The sequence below is a fragment of the Mycobacterium sp. IDUB_9 genome (assembly GCF_055419505.1).
Genome location: NZ_JBVAXU010000001.1, coordinates 1,608,643 through 1,622,776 on the forward strand (window position 1 = coordinate 1,608,643; position 14,134 = coordinate 1,622,776).

The following is a 14,134-nucleotide window of genomic DNA, read 5'->3' on the forward strand; positions in this document are numbered from 1 at the left end:
TTTCGGCGGAAAATTAGGTGAGCTCCCAGATCACCGTCACGGAGAAGTCGACCGTCTGCTGACCGGGTTCGAGCGGGACGGCCTGCATCGCGGCACGCGGCATCGGGGTGGGCGTGGGCGGGGTCGAGCCGCCGGACTGTTCGGAAATCGAGATCACCTTGCCCAGATTGAGTCCGGACAATCCGGCGTACTGCTCGGCGCGGTTCTTGGCGTCGTCGAACGCCCGGGCGCGGGCGTCGCGCACCAGGTCCGAATCGTCCTCGATCGAATAGTCGACCGAGTTGATGCGGGTGGCATCTCCTCCGGTACTCGCGATCAGGGCGAGGGTCTGCGAGGCCTTGGCGGTATCCCGGATCTTGACCTTGATGGCATTGCCGGCGCGGTAACCCGAGATCGTGTTGTCGTTGAATTGAGGTTGCACGCTGACCTGGGTGGTGCTGATGTCCTTGCGGTCGATGCCCGATCCGACCAGCGCATCGATCACGGCCTGCTGCCGTTGGCTGGACTGGTTGAGGGCGCCGGACACATCCGGGGCGATGAACTCCATCGCCACGTCGGCGGTCAGGGTATCCGGCACGCCCTGCACCTGGCCGGATCCGACGACCGTCACTTGCCGGGCCCCGTCAGGTGCGCCCCCGGCGGCAGGACCCGAGGTGGCATCGCACGCGCTTGTGCTGACGGCGATCAATCCCGCGGCGGCAAGACCGAGTACCCGTAATTTCGCATTCCCAGCGATCGGCATGCCCGAACCCTACCGGGACGTCACGGCGTCACCAGGACTTTGCAGTGCCGGTCAAGGGAGGCGAGCTCGTCGAACGTGGCGCTCACCGCGTCGAGTCCCACGTTCCCGGTGATCATCGGTGCGACGTCGATCTCACCCTCGGCGATGGCGCGCAGCGAGTTCGCGAACTCGGTCGGGTCGTAGCCGAAGACGAACTGGATGCTGATCTGTTTGGTGATCGCGTAGAACGGGTGCACGGTATCGGGCTGCATGCACACTCCGGCCACCACCAGCCGGATGCCCGCGGGTGCGCGACGCAATACGTCGTCGATGATCCCGGGTGCGCCGACTGCCTCGAAGACCACCGCGGGCGTGCAGTGATGGAACGGTGAGTCCTCCGTTGGATCCAGCGTGACGTGGGCGCCCATGGTGGCAGCGAGGTCGCGTCGGACGGCGGAGAAGTCCGACGCCACAATCGTTTCCACGCCCCGAAGTTTCAGGGCCGCGATGATCGCGACGCCGACGGGGCCGCAGCCGACGACGAGTGCCGTCTCGCCGGGTTCGATGCGCGACGCATTGACTGCATGCAGACCGACGGCCATCGGTTCGGTGAGTGCGGCGTGTTCAGCGCTCAGTCCGTTCGGGACCGGCAGTAGCAGCGGTGCCGACAGCAGCATCTTCTCGGCGTAACCGCCGACGGTGGTGTTGCTGTACACGATCGGCGCGATCCCGCCGGCGGAGATCAGTACCGGTACCGAGGTCACCAGGGTGCCGGCGGCGGGGGCCTCGGTTCCCGGTCCGGCATCGAGGATCTCGGCGCTGAACTCATGGCCCATGAAGACGTCGCCGGCCAGGTCGATGTCCATGTCGGGCACACCCTCCAGATCGGCGCCTGCGGCCAGCATGTCGGCGCCGTGGGTGGCGAAATGCAGGTCGGACCCGCAGATTCCGCAGGCCTTCACCTTGACCAGCACCTGCCCCGGGCCGGGCACCGGTTCGGGCACGTCATCGCGAACGATCATCCGGCCGTCACGCAGCACCGCGGCGCGCATCAACTCTTCCCCTCGGTGGTGTGTTCGGTGATCGCGTTGACGATGGCCTGTCCGGCGCGACCCAACAGCTGATCCCGCATGCCCTTGGCCCAGTCGTGCGACGCCCGCGCGGCCGTGAGCTGGCCCTTGAAATGCGGGATCACCTCACGGGCGAACAGTTCGTAGGAATGGAAGGTGGCCGCAGGTGGTGCCCAGTCGTGGCCGAGGAGCAGGAGGGTGCCGAACCCGCCGGAGCGGTCCAGCAGGTCCTGGATGTAGGCGATCGCGTCGGCGGTGGTGCCGATACAGCAATTGCCGCCTGCCGCATAGTTTTCCACGAACTCGTAAGCGGAATCCGTCGCCTCGGTCTTCTCGGACAGCGGCACGAAGCCGGCGGCGCCGAAGTAGTTGGCGAAATCCTGCAGGCCGTACGTGCAGTCCGCGATGGCCTGTTCGCGGGTGTCGGCGAGGTGGACGATGCCCAGCACCCGCCAATTGGCTCGGTCCGGTTCGGGCCGATCGGATTTGGCGGCCTGCTCACGCACCGTGTCCCAGGTGGTCTCGATGGCCGCGTAGCCACCGGGCACCGACATCGACAGGGACAGCAACGAGGTGCCCAATGCCCCGGCCAGTCGCGGACCGGAGGGGGAAACCATTGCCGCGGTGGAAATTTCGGGGTAGGGCCAGGTGTAGGGGCGGATGTGCAGCGCGGCGTCGCGCAGGGTGAACCAGTCCGACTTGCGGTCGATCCGCTCATCGGGTGCGGCGCGGAACAACGCCAGGATCGCCTCAAGGGATTCCTGCATCATCGGCCGCTGATCCACCGGGTCGATGCCCATCATGTAGGCATCCGACGGCAGTGCCCCCGGCCCGGTTCCGAACATCACCCGGCCGCGGGTGAGGTGGTCGAGCAACACCCACCGGTCGGCCACCATGAGCGGGTGGTGATACGGCAGCGACACCACGCCGGTGCCCAGCCGGATGTGTCTGGTCCGTTCGGCCGCGGCGGCGATGAACACTTCGGGACAGGCGATGAGTTCGTAACCGCCGGAATGATGTTCGCCGAACCAGGCCTCGTCGTAACCGAGCCGGTCCAGCGCCTCCACCCGGTCCATGTCGTATTGCAGTGCGGTGGTCGGGGATTGGCCGACCGGGTGAAACGGTGTGATGAAAACGCCGAAATTCAACGGACTCACTTCAGGCCCTCCAAGAACTCCAACAGCACCTTGTTCACCTCATCGGGACGTTCCTGCTGCAGCCAGTGCCCGGCGCCGTCGAGCAGCACCTCGCGGTAGTCACCGGTGGCCACGTCCCGCACCCGGTCCCGCGGCGTGAAGCCCAGCACCGGGTCGGCGGTGCCGGCCACGAACAGCATCGGGACCGTGATGGTCTGGTGCGCGGTGGTTCCCGAATCAGGATCCGTGAGCTCCCAGTTCCGGTCGAAGTTGCGGTACCAGTTCAGCGGCCCGGTGAAGCCGGTCTCGGCATAGGCCTGCACGTAGTGCTCGAACTCGTCGGCGGTGATCCAGTCCGGCAGTGGCGGTAGCGGTCGGTCGGACAGGCTGTCCGGGGGAGCGCTGATGCCTTCCATCGCGATCATGCGGCGCAGCGACTGCCGGACATCGGCGCCCAGTGCGGCGTCGGCGACACCGGGCTCCTGGAAGTACAAGATGTAGAAGAAGTTGTCGCCGACGATCTTGCGCCAGATCTGCGTCGGCGGTCCGGACGCCCGGGGGACCGGGGGCACGCTCAGCGCGGCCACCGCCGCGACCCGATCGGGGAAGAACAACGGGAAGTTGGTGACGACGGGCGAGCCCCAGTCGTGCCCGACGAGCACCGCCCGCTCGGCACCGACATCATCGAGCAACCCCGCGATGTCGGCGGTCAGCTCCACGATGTTGTAGGCATCGATGCTCTCGGGCCGCGACGAGCCACCGTAACCCCGCTGGTCAGGAGCCAGGACGTGATAGCCGGCGGCCGCCAGCGCGGGCATCTGGTGCCGCCACGAATAGGCCAGCTCGGGAAACCCGTGGGCCAGCACGACCACCGGATTTCCGGGCTCACCCGCCTCGATCACCTTCAATGTCACGCCATTGGTGTCGACTAACCGCTCGGTCATGCGGACGCGAGGAGCAATAGGGCGGCGCTCACGCGAGGAGCAATCCGGTGAAATGTGAGCACGATCTCACCCAAGCACAGCGGCCCGCGCTCGGCTAGATACCGTCGGGAACTGCCGGACGTTGGTCTAGCGGTAGCCTAAAACCCTCAACTGCGCACGTTGGAAGGACCGGGCCGAACTCGGCCGAGTGATCGATGAACCGCAAAAATGTGATCCGTACGCTGACCGTGATCGCGGTCGTGCTGTTGCTGGGCTGGTCGTTTTTCTATTTCAGCGACGACACCCGCGGCTACAAACCCGTCGACACCTCGGTGGCGGTGGCCCAGATCGGTGCTGACAACGTCAAGAGCGCCCAGATCGACGACCGCGAGCAACAGCTGCGGCTCGATCTGAAGAGCGGCAAGGACGAGACCGAGAACAGCGACAAGGTCATCACGAAGTACCCGACCGGCTATGCGGTGAAGCTCGTCGACCAGCTCGACGCCAAGCACGTCAAGTTCGGCACCACTGTCAACCAGGGCAGCTTCCTCGGCTCGATGCTGATCTACATGCTGCCGCTGCTGCTGCTGGTCGGCCTGTTCGTGATGTTCTCCCGGATGCAGGGCGGCGGCGGCCGGATGGGCTTCGGCTTCGGTAAGTCGAAGGCCAAGCAATTGGGCAAGGACATGCCCAAGACCACGTTCGCCGACGTCGCAGGCGTCGACGAGGCGGTCGAGGAGCTCTACGAGATCAAGGACTTCCTGCAGAACCCGTCGCGGTATCAGGCGCTGGGCGCCAAGATCCCCAAGGGCGTGCTGCTGTACGGCCCGCCCGGAACGGGCAAGACCCTGCTGGCCCGCGCCGTCGCCGGTGAGGCCGGCGTCCCGTTCTTCACGATCTCGGGTTCGGACTTCGTCGAGATGTTCGTCGGCGTCGGCGCCTCCCGCGTGCGTGACATGTTCGAGCAGGCCAAGGCCAACAGCCCGTGCATCATCTTCGTCGACGAGATCGACGCCGTCGGCCGTCAGCGCGGTGCGGGCATGGGCGGCGGTCACGACGAGCGCGAACAGACCCTGAATCAGCTGCTGGTCGAGATGGACGGCTTCGGCGACCGCCAGGGCGTCATCCTGATCGCGGCCACCAACCGGCCCGACATCCTCGACCCGGCGCTGCTGCGTCCGGGCCGCTTCGACCGGCAGATCCCGGTGTCCAATCCCGATCTGGCCGGCCGTCGCGCGGTGCTCAAGGTGCATTCGGCGGGCAAGCCGATCGCCCCCGACGCCGACCTGGACGGCCTGGCCAAGCGCACCGTCGGCATGTCCGGCGCCGATCTGGCCAACGTCATCAACGAGTCCGCACTGCTGACCGCTCGTGAGAACGGCACCGTCATCACCAGTGCCGCGCTGGAAGAAGCCGTCGACCGTGTCGTGGGCGGCCCGCGCCGCAAGGGCCGCATCATCAGCGAGCAGGAAAAGAAGATCACCGCCTACCACGAGGGCGGGCACACCCTGGCCGCGTGGGCGATGCCCGACATCGAGCCGATCTACAAGGTGACCATCCTGGCCCGTGGCCGCACGGGCGGCCACGCGGTGGCGGTGCCCGAGGACGACAAGGGCCTGATGACCCGCTCGGAGATGATTGCCCGCCTGGTGTTCGCCATGGGTGGTCGCGCGGCCGAGGAACTGGTCTTCCGCGAGCCCACCACCGGCGCGGTGTCCGACATCGAGCAGGCCACCAAGATCGCCCGCGCGATGGTCACCGAGTACGGCATGAGTTCCAAGCTGGGGGCCGTGCGCTACGGCACCGAGCACGGTGATCCGTTCCTGGGCCGCACCATGGGCACCCAGGCCGACTTCGGCCACGAGGTGGCCCGCGACATCGACGACGAGGTGCGCAAGCTCATCGAGGCCGCGCACACCGAGGCCTGGGAGATCCTCAGCGAGTACCGCGACGTGCTCGACACGCTGGCCGGTGAGCTCCTGGAGAAGGAGACGTTGCACCGCGTCGAGCTGGAGGCCATCTTCGGCGACGTGAAGAAGCGTCCCCGGCTGACCATGTTCGACGACTTCGGTGGCCGGGTGCCGTCGGACAAGCCGCCGATCAAGACGCCGGGTGAGATTGCCATCGAGCGCGGTGAGCCGTGGCCGCCGCCGGTGCCCGAGCCGGCGTTCAAGGCTGCGATCGCCGCCGCCAGCCGGGAGGCCGAGCGGGCCAACGAGACCAACGGCTCCGGAGCCAACGGAGCGCCGCCGAACGGGGCGAACCAGAACGGTACGACCCAGCCCGATTACGGCGCACCGGCCGGCTGGCACGCGCCGGGCTGGCCGCCCGCGCCGTCGCAGCCGGGATACCAACCGCCTCAGCAACAGCAGGGCTACTGGTACCCGCCGCCGCATCCGTCGGGATGGCAACAGCCCCAGCCGTACCCCTATCAGCCTTATCCTCATCCCGGCCAGCCCAATACGCCGAACGAGGAGGCGGGTCAGGATCGTGCTCCTGAGCGGCCTGACCGGTCCGACCGGCCCAACCCCCCGGCCCACGGCTGATCCGAGAACGGAGGCTTCGATGGCGCAGTCGTTGCGCGAGCATCACAACAACACTGATACGGCCACGCGGGTGTTCGACCAACCCCGTGCCGAGGCGGCCGTGCGTGAGCTGCTGATCGCCATCGGTGAGGACCCCGATCGTCAGGGTCTGGTGGATACCCCGGCCCGCGTGGCGCGTGCGTACAAAGAGCTGATGGCCGGTCTCTACACCGACCCGGATGCGGTGCTCAACACCACCTTCGACGAGGAACACGATGAGCTCGTGCTGGTCAAGTCGATCCCGTTGTACTCCACCTGTGAGCACCACCTGGTGTCGTTCCACGGGGTGGCCCACGTCGGATACATCCCCGGGGTGGACGGCCGGGTGACCGGTCTGTCGAAGATCGCCCGGCTGGTCGACCTGTACTCCAAGCGCCCGCAGGTGCAGGAACGCCTGACCGCCCAGATCGCCGACGCAATGATGCGCAAGCTCGATCCGCGCGGAGCCATCGTGGTGATCGAGGCCGAGCACCTGTGCATGGCCATGCGGGGCGTCCGCAAGCCGGGTGCGGTCACCACCACCTCCGCGGTACGTGGACAGTTCAAGACCGACAAGGCTTCTCGGGCCGAGGCGCTGGAACTGATCCTGCGGAAGTGAACCCAGCCAGGCCGATGGTCCCTCGCGGAGCGCGCGTGCAGGTCATGGGGGTGGTGAATGTCACCGACGATTCCTTCTCCGACGGCGGCAAGTTCATCGACCGCGACCGCGCCGTCGAACACGGGCTGGCCCTGGCCGCTGCCGGGGCCGCGATCATCGACGTGGGCGGGGAATCGACCCGGCCCGGTGCGGTGCGCGTCGACCCCGCGGTGGAGGCAGCCCGGGTCGCCCCGGTCATCGAAGCGCTTGCCGCCCAAGGCATCACGGTCAGTATCGACACCATGCACGCCGATGTGGCGAAGGTGGCCCTGGAAAGGGGTGCGCAGATCGTCAACGACGTGTCCGGCGGCCTGGCCGATCCCAACATGGCACCGCTGCTCGCCGAGGCGAAGGTGCCGTGGATCCTGATGCACTGGCGTTCGGTCGGCGCCGAGCAGCCGCACCGCGCTCCGGGTTACGGCGATGTGGTGGCCGAGGTTCGGGCCGAGCTGCTGACCGCGGTCGACGCCGCGGTCACTGCGGGTGTCGCCCCGGAGCGGCTGATCATCGATCCGGGTCTGGGATTCGCCAAGACCGCGCAGGACAATTGGGCCCTGCTGCACGCTCTGCCCGAATTCATCGCAACCGGGATCCCCGTGTTGGTCGGCGCCTCACGCAAACGCTTCCTCGGTGCCTTGCTGGCTGGGGCGGACGGGACTCTGCGCCCACCGGACGGTCGGGAGACCGCCACCGCGGTGATCTCGGTGCTCGCGGCCCAGCACGGGGCCTGGGGTGTTCGCGTGCACGATGTGGTGGCCTCCGTAGACGCGCTCGCCGTACTGGAAGCCTGGGAATCTGGAGGTCGGGTTGGCTGATCGAATTGAGTTGCGCGGCTTACGGGTTCGTGGCAATCACGGCGTGTTCGACCACGAGCGCCGGGACGGGCAGGACTTCGTCGTCGACATCACGGCGTGGGTGGACCTGCGCCAGGCAGCAGCCACCGACGATCTCGCCGACACCCTCGATTACGGCGCACTGGCCCAGCGGGCAGCGGATATCGTCGCGGGCCCGCCGCGGAACCTGATCGAGACGGTCTCGGCCGAGATCGCCGACGCCATCATGGCCGACGAGCGTCTGCATGCGGTCGAGGTCGTCGTGCACAAGCCGAGCGCCCCGATTCCGCTGACCTTCGACGATGTCGCGGTGGTCGCCAGGCGGTCCCGACGGGGTTCCCAATGACGTCAACCGTTCTCTCGATCGGGTCGAATCTCGGCGACCGACTGGCCCGGTTGCAGTCGGTGGTCGACGGCCTCGGGAGTGCGGTCCGTGCGGTGTCGCCGGTCTTCGAGACCGACGCCTGGGGCGGCGTCGAGCAGGGTCCGTTCCTGAACGCGGTACTGCTCGCCGACGATCCGGGCCTCGACGGACACGGCTGGCTGCGACGTGGCCAGCAGTTGGAACAGGCGGCGGACCGGGTCCGGGAACAGAAGTGGGGCCCGCGCACCCTCGACGTCGACCTGGTCACGTGCCATGACGGTGACGTCGAGGTGCAGTCTCGCGATGCCGACCTGACGCTGCCGCACCCGCTGGCTCACCTGCGCGCATTCGTGCTGATCCCGTGGCTGGCGGTGGATCCGGATGCCACGCTGACGGTGGTCGGCCGGTCCCGCCGGGTCGCGAACCTGTTGGAGGAGATCGACCCGGCCGAGCGAGCCGGTGTCAGGCGCACTGATCTGGCGTTGGACTTCCGCACCGAACCGGCGGCCGACTGATGGGCCCGACGCGCAAGCGCGACCTGGCCGGCGCGGTGGCGGTCGTCGCCATCGTCGGCTACGTGCTGGTCGGTGTGCTCTACCGGTGGTTCCCGCCGCTCACGATCTGGACCGGACTCTCACTGCTGGCGGTTGCGATCGCCGAGGCGGGCTGGGCGTTCTATGTGCGGGCGAAGATCAACGACGGGCAGATCGGAGTCGGTGCCGGCCGGCTGCACCCGCTGACGGTGGCCCGGTCGGTCGTCATCGCCAAGGCCTCGGCCTGGGTGGGCGCCATCGTGGCGGGTTGGTGGATAGGGGTGCTGGTGTACCTGTGGCCCCGGCGCGGCGACCTGAGGGTGGCCGGCGAGGACACTCCCGGCGCGGTGGTTGCTGCCATCAGTGCGCTGGCGCTGATCGTCGCGGCGGTGTGGCTACAGCATTGCTGCAAGTCTCCCGAGGAACCTCAGGACAACGGTGATACCGCGACCGAGTGAACGATTATCGGCCAGGTAGTTGGCCGAATCGCCGCAGCGGTCCCCAGGTTAGATGACCCGTGACGGGTACAGTCGGCGCATGACCGTTCTGCCCCGCGGTGGTCGGCCACGGCGCGGCGGCCGAAGGCCGGGCTGGCTGCTCTTAACGGTATTGCTGGTGCTCGCCATTCTGGCCAGTTCCGCATTGGTGTTCACCGATCGCGTCGAGTTGCTGAAACTCGCAGTCATCCTGGCCCTGTGGGCCGCCGTCGTGGCGGCCTTCGTCTCCGTGATCTACCGGCGCCAGAGTGACCTCGACCAGGCCAAGGCCCGCGATCTGAAGTTCGTCTACGACCTGCAGCTGGATCGGGAGATCTCGGCGCGGCGGGAGTACGAGCTGACCGTCGAAACCCAGTTGCGCCGGGAGCTGGCCTCGGAGCTGCGCGCCCAGGCGGCCGACGAGGTTGCCGCGCTGCGCTCCGAGCTTGCCGCATTGCGGGCGAATCTGGAGATCCTGTTCGACACCGACCTGGTGCACCGCCCGGCCATCGAGACCGACAAGAGCGCGGTGCGTACCGCGGGCCGGGTCACCGCCAGCCGGTTGGACATACCGCCGGTCGAGGTCACCGACATCCGCATGTCGCGTACCCAGGAAAGCCCGATCATCGACGTCCCGGCCGTGCCGCATCCGCCGGAGAACGACTGGGCGACCTCCGGTGGTGTGCACCGGCTGCCGTCGCGGCCGGTGCCCGCCGGTGAGCAGCCGCGTCGCCGCCGGCGCCAAGCGGACACCGCCCGCCAACCGGACACTGCCCGCCAACCCGATACCCCGCGGCCGCAGGAGCCCAAGGCGCCGCCGCGGCCCGAGCCGCAACCGGTGTCTCGCCCCGAGCCGCAACCTCAATCCCGGCCTGAGCCGCAACCGGCCGCCCGCCGGCAGCCCGAACCCCCGTCGACCTGGGCGCCGCCCCCACCGCCACCGGCCATGCCACCGATGCAGCCGTCACCCACCATCGAAGCCCCGGAACCCGAGCCCCCGAGCACGCCGCCCGCCGCCGAACCCGCGGCCACGGGTTGGGAACCGGCGCCGGCCGAGGGACAGTGGATTCCCGCGGGCGCACCGGGCAGCAACTGGGCTACACCGGTAGCCCAGAACGGCGCCGCAAACGAGTACGTCGGCCGGCGACGTGCCCAAGAATCGACACCCACAGCAGTTCCGGAACCCACGGCCGAATCAACTCCGGCGCCCGAGCCGGCACCTGAGCCAGCGCCGACTCCGGCGCCTGCGATGTCACCGGGTCAGGCTCCCGAGCCGCCGCCCCGTGGCCGTCACTCCGCTGCGGGTGAGGTTGCCGACCTCGGCCGGCACACCCCGGCGCAGCCGTCCCCGGCGTTGGCCACCGAATCCTCGCAACCACCCGAACCGCCGCGGCGGGCTTCGCGGCACCGCAGCGACGACGAACCCGAGCCGCCGAACGGGCACCATGCCGATGGGCAGTCGGTGAATGATCTCCTGGCGCGGTTTCAGACAGCTCCCACCGAAGGCGGCCGTCGCAGGCGCCGCGAGGAGTGAGCTAGTCTCGTGGCGACCGTCCGGTACCCGCAACGCGGGACTGGAACGTAAAACCATTTCAACCTGTGAGGTCGTCTGCGATGCAGCAGCCCCCTGCAAACGGGTGGTCCCCTCCTGAGGGATTGCGTCCGGCCAGGCTCAGCGTCGGCATCATTTCCGCTGGTCGGGTAGGTACTGCGCTGGGCTATGCGCTGGAACGCGTCGAGCATGTGGTGGTGGCGTGCAGCGCGATATCCGAGGCGTCACGGCTGCGGGCGCAGCGCCGGCTGCCCGAAACCTCCGTCCTTCCCATCCCCGAGGTGGCGCAGCGGGCCGAACTGTTGCTGTTGGCAGTCCCGGACGCCGAGCTGACGTCCCTGGTGTCGGGTCTGGCCGCCACCGGTGCGGTCCGGCCCGGCACGATCGTGGTGCACACCTCCGGTGCCAACGGGGTCGGGGTGCTGGCGCCGCTGACCGAGCTGGGGTGCATTCCGCTGGCGATCCATCCGGCGATGACGTTCACCGGGTCCGACGAGGACATCACGCGTCTGCCCGATACCTGTTTCGGCGTCACCGCGGCGGACGAAGTCGGCTATGCGATCGGTCAGTCGCTCGTGCTGGAGATCGGCGGTGAGCCGTTCCGGGTGCCCGAGCGCGCGCGGACGCAGTACCACGCGGCGTTGGCGCATGCCAGCAACCACCTGGTCACGCTGGTGCTCGACGCCGTCGACACGCTGCGGGCCGCGCTGCGCGGCCAGGAACTGCTCGGTCAGGAACTCGTCGGCGATGCGCCCGGCGGTCTGCCCGAGCGGGTGGTGGGCCCGCTCGCTCTGGCCGCACTGGAGAACGCGCTGCAGCGCGGCCAGGCCGCCCTGACCGGCCCGGTGGCCCGTGGTGACGCCGCTGCGGTGACCGCTCACCTGAATGCCCTGCGTGCGCTGGATCCTCAACTGGCCCAGGCGTATCGGGCCGATTCACTGCGTACCGCCCAACGTGCACATGCGCCGGCCGCAGTGCTCGCAGCTCTGTCGGAAACAGGCCCGGAAACCAGTCCCGAAACGAGTCACGGATGACCCCAACCACCACCCCCAAGTTCGTCGCCGGTGAGCTGAACGTCTATTCGGCACCCACCGATGTCGCCGCCGTCACCCGCGCCCTGCGCACGAGTGGGCGTCGGATCACCCTGGTGCCCACCATGGGTGCGCTGCACGAGGGGCACCTGACATTGATCCGGGCGGCCAGGCGGGTTCCCGGCGCGGTTGTGGTGGTGTCGATCTTCGTCAACCCGTTGCAGTTCGGAGCGGGCGAAGACCTCGACGCCTACCCGCGTACCCTCGATGAGGACCTGGCTGCGCTGCGGGCCGAGGGTGTCGAAATCGCGTTTACCCCAACCGGTTCGGGCATGTATCCCGACGGCCCCCGCACCAGTGTCCAGCCCGGGGTGGCCGGCAGCGAACTGGAAGGCGCGTCGCGCCCCGGCCATTTCGCCGGTGTGCTCACCGTTGTGCTCAAGCTACTGCAGATCGTCCGCCCCGACCGGGCCTTCTTCGGTGAAAAGGACTATCAGCAATTGGCGTTGATCCGGCAGATGGTCACCGACCTCAACGTCGACGTACAGATCGTCGGAGTGCCCATCGTCCGCGAATCCGATGGACTGGCGATGTCGTCGCGCAACCGCTACCTCGATGCCGATGAGCGCGAGCAGGCCGGAGCGTTGTCGGCGGCCCTGCTGGCCGGCAAGTACGCGGCGGCGGGCGGGGCTTCGGCGGCCGTGGACGCGGCTCGGGCGGTGCTCGACGAGGTGCCCGCCATCGACGTCGACTACCTGGAGGTACGCGACCCGATGTTGGGTCCCGCGCCGGGCGAAGGTCAGGCCCGGCTGCTGGTGGCCGCCCGGCTGGGCCGAACCAGACTGCTGGACAACATATCTGTCGACATCGGAGCGTCGGCAGGCATCGACGGACACCCCCGCGTCGGTGACGGCGACAATCACGAACTGCCCTGGAGGAACTGATGCAGCGCACCATGCTGAAATCGAAGATTCACCGCGCCACGGTGACGCAGGCCGACCTTCACTACGTGGGCTCGGTGACCATTGACGCCGATCTGATGGAGGCGGCCGACCTGCTCGAGGGCGAGCAGGTGACGATCGTCGACATCGACAACGGTGCCCGCCTGGTGACCTACGCCATCACCGGCGAGCGCGGCACCGGGGTGATCGGGATCAACGGCGCCGCAGCACATCTCATCCACCCGGGCGATCTGGTCATCCTGATCGCCTACGGGGTGATGGAGGATGCCGAGTCTCGTGTCTACCAGCCGCGAATCGTGTTCGTAGACGCGGACAACAAGCAGATCGACCTCGGTGAGCACGGCAACGACCCGGCCTACGTTCCCGTGGACGCGTCCGATCTGATGTCGCCGCGCTGATGCTGCTCGCCATCGACGTCCGCAACACCCACACCATCGTCGGGCTGATCTCCGGTTCGGGCGACCACGCGAAGGTGGTGCAGCAGTGGCGAATCCGGACCGAATCAGAGGTGACTGCCGATGAGCTGGCGCTCACCATCGACGGCCTGATCGGGGATGACTCCGAGAGTCTGACCGGCGCCGCCGGACTGTCCACGGTGCCCTCGGTGCTGCATGAGGTGCGCCTCATGCTCGAGCAGTACTGGCCGACGGTGCCGCATGTACTGATCGAACCCGGTGTGCGTACCGGCATTCCGCTGCTGGTCGACAACCCCAAGGAAGTCGGCGCGGACCGGATCGTGAATTGCCTTGCCGCCTATCACAAATACGGCACTGCAGCGATCATCGTCGATTTCGGCTCGTCGATCTGTGTCGACGTCGTGTCGGCGAAGGGGGAATTCCTGGGTGGGGCGATCGCCCCCGGTGTGCAGGTGTCCTCGGATGCCGCCGCGGCCCGCTCGGCGGCCCTGCGCCGGGTCGAGCTGACCCGTCCGCGTTCGGTGATCGGCAAGAACACCGTCGAGTGCATGCAGGCCGGGGCGGTTTTCGGGTTCGCCGGGTTGGTCGACGGGCTGGTCCACCGGATCCGCCAGGATGTCGACGGATTCGCCGGCGACGACGTCGCGGTCGTGGCGACCGGTTACACCGCGCCGCTGGTGTTGCCGGATCTGCGCACGGTCGAGCACTACGACCCCCACCTCACCCTTGACGGCCTGCGGTTGGTGTTCGAGCGCAACCGTGACACCCAGCGCCGGCTCAAGCCCGCCAAATAGGCCGAACCAATTCGCCGTTGTTGTGAGGTTGTGCACACCTGGGCGGCAGTCTGTCCCCGTCAGGATGCGGATAGGCCCCGCCGGCCCGTCGGGGTGCAATT

The 14,134-nt window shown here is 68.1% G+C and carries 15 protein-coding genes; 11 read left to right on the plus strand and 4 right to left on the minus strand.

Features of this window, described 5'->3' with window-relative positions:
- Positions 1–13 precede the first annotated feature (13 nt).
- From ACZY08_RS07810 to ACZY08_RS07825, 4 genes are read right to left on the minus strand one after another with little or no spacing between them, the layout of a single operon-like run.
- Complete coding sequence (locus ACZY08_RS07810; RefSeq protein ID WP_463743957.1) at positions 14–742, minus strand: SIMPL domain-containing protein; 729 nt, start codon at positions 740–742, stop codon at positions 14–16.
- Between the two features lie 20 nt (positions 743–762).
- A complete protein-coding gene (locus ACZY08_RS07815) occupies positions 763–1,773 on the minus strand; it encodes a zinc-binding dehydrogenase (RefSeq protein WP_463743958.1) in 1,011 nt (336 codons plus the stop codon).
- On the minus strand, positions 1,773–2,948 hold the full coding sequence (locus ACZY08_RS07820) for an LLM class flavin-dependent oxidoreductase (protein ID WP_463743959.1): 1,176 nt from the start codon (positions 2,946–2,948) through the stop codon (positions 1,773–1,775). Before ACZY08_RS07820 ends, ACZY08_RS07815 begins: the two co-directional genes overlap by 1 nt.
- On the minus strand, positions 2,945–3,871 hold the full coding sequence (locus tag ACZY08_RS07825; RefSeq protein WP_463743960.1) for an alpha/beta fold hydrolase: 927 nt from the start codon (positions 3,869–3,871) through the stop codon (positions 2,945–2,947). The genes ACZY08_RS07820 and ACZY08_RS07825 overlap by 4 nt, the downstream gene beginning before the upstream one ends.
- 194 nt (positions 3,872–4,065) lie before the next feature.
- Between ACZY08_RS07825 and ftsH the strand changes: the two genes are divergently transcribed.
- The 11 genes from ftsH (at position 4,066) to ACZY08_RS07880 (ending at position 14,033) form a co-directional block, all read left to right on the plus strand.
- Positions 4,066–6,396 carry an ATP-dependent zinc metalloprotease FtsH gene (gene ftsH, locus ACZY08_RS07830; protein WP_463743961.1) on the plus strand — a complete coding sequence of 777 codons (2,331 nt, stop codon included), beginning with the start codon at positions 4,066–4,068 and terminating at the stop codon, positions 6,394–6,396.
- A 19-nt stretch (positions 6,397–6,415) separates the two neighbouring features.
- On the plus strand, positions 6,416–7,033 hold the full coding sequence (folE, locus tag ACZY08_RS07835) for a GTP cyclohydrolase I FolE (protein ID WP_463743962.1): 618 nt from the start codon (positions 6,416–6,418) through the stop codon (positions 7,031–7,033).
- 44 nt (positions 7,034–7,077) lie between these two features.
- Positions 7,078–7,887, plus strand: coding sequence for a dihydropteroate synthase (gene folP, locus ACZY08_RS07840; RefSeq protein ID WP_463744192.1), 810 nt, complete (start codon positions 7,078–7,080; stop codon positions 7,885–7,887).
- Positions 7,880–8,251, plus strand: a complete 372-nt coding sequence (gene folB / locus ACZY08_RS07845) for a dihydroneopterin aldolase (RefSeq protein ID WP_463743963.1) — start codon at positions 7,880–7,882, stop codon at positions 8,249–8,251. The genes folP and folB overlap by 8 nt, the downstream gene beginning before the upstream one ends.
- The gene (folK, locus tag ACZY08_RS07850) at positions 8,248–8,784 is read left to right on the plus strand and encodes a 2-amino-4-hydroxy-6-hydroxymethyldihydropteridine diphosphokinase (protein WP_463743964.1); all 537 of its coding nucleotides are present in this window, start codon (positions 8,248–8,250) and stop codon (positions 8,782–8,784) included. The genes folB and folK overlap by 4 nt, the downstream gene beginning before the upstream one ends.
- The gene (locus ACZY08_RS07855) at positions 8,784–9,260 is read left to right on the plus strand and encodes a DUF3180 domain-containing protein (RefSeq protein ID WP_463743965.1); all 477 of its coding nucleotides are present in this window, start codon (positions 8,784–8,786) and stop codon (positions 9,258–9,260) included. Before folK ends, ACZY08_RS07855 begins: the two co-directional genes overlap by 1 nt.
- A 79-nt stretch (positions 9,261–9,339) precedes the next feature.
- Positions 9,340–10,812, plus strand: a complete 1,473-nt coding sequence (locus ACZY08_RS07860) for a DUF6779 domain-containing protein (protein WP_463743966.1) — start codon at positions 9,340–9,342, stop codon at positions 10,810–10,812.
- Positions 10,813–10,892: 80 nt separating this feature from the next.
- Positions 10,893–11,864, plus strand: coding sequence for a Rossmann-like and DUF2520 domain-containing protein (locus tag ACZY08_RS07865; RefSeq protein ID WP_463743967.1), 972 nt, complete (start codon positions 10,893–10,895; stop codon positions 11,862–11,864).
- Positions 11,861–12,805, plus strand: coding sequence for a pantoate--beta-alanine ligase (panC, locus tag ACZY08_RS07870; RefSeq protein WP_463743968.1), 945 nt, complete (start codon positions 11,861–11,863; stop codon positions 12,803–12,805). Before ACZY08_RS07865 ends, panC begins: the two co-directional genes overlap by 4 nt.
- Entirely contained in the window at positions 12,805–13,221 is a 417-nt protein-coding gene (gene panD / locus ACZY08_RS07875; RefSeq protein WP_463743969.1) for an aspartate 1-decarboxylase, read from the plus strand. The genes panC and panD overlap by 1 nt, the downstream gene beginning before the upstream one ends.
- Entirely contained in the window at positions 13,221–14,033 is an 813-nt protein-coding gene (locus ACZY08_RS07880; RefSeq protein WP_463743970.1) for a type III pantothenate kinase, read from the plus strand. Before panD ends, ACZY08_RS07880 begins: the two co-directional genes overlap by 1 nt.
- Positions 14,034–14,134: the final 101 nt, after the last annotated feature.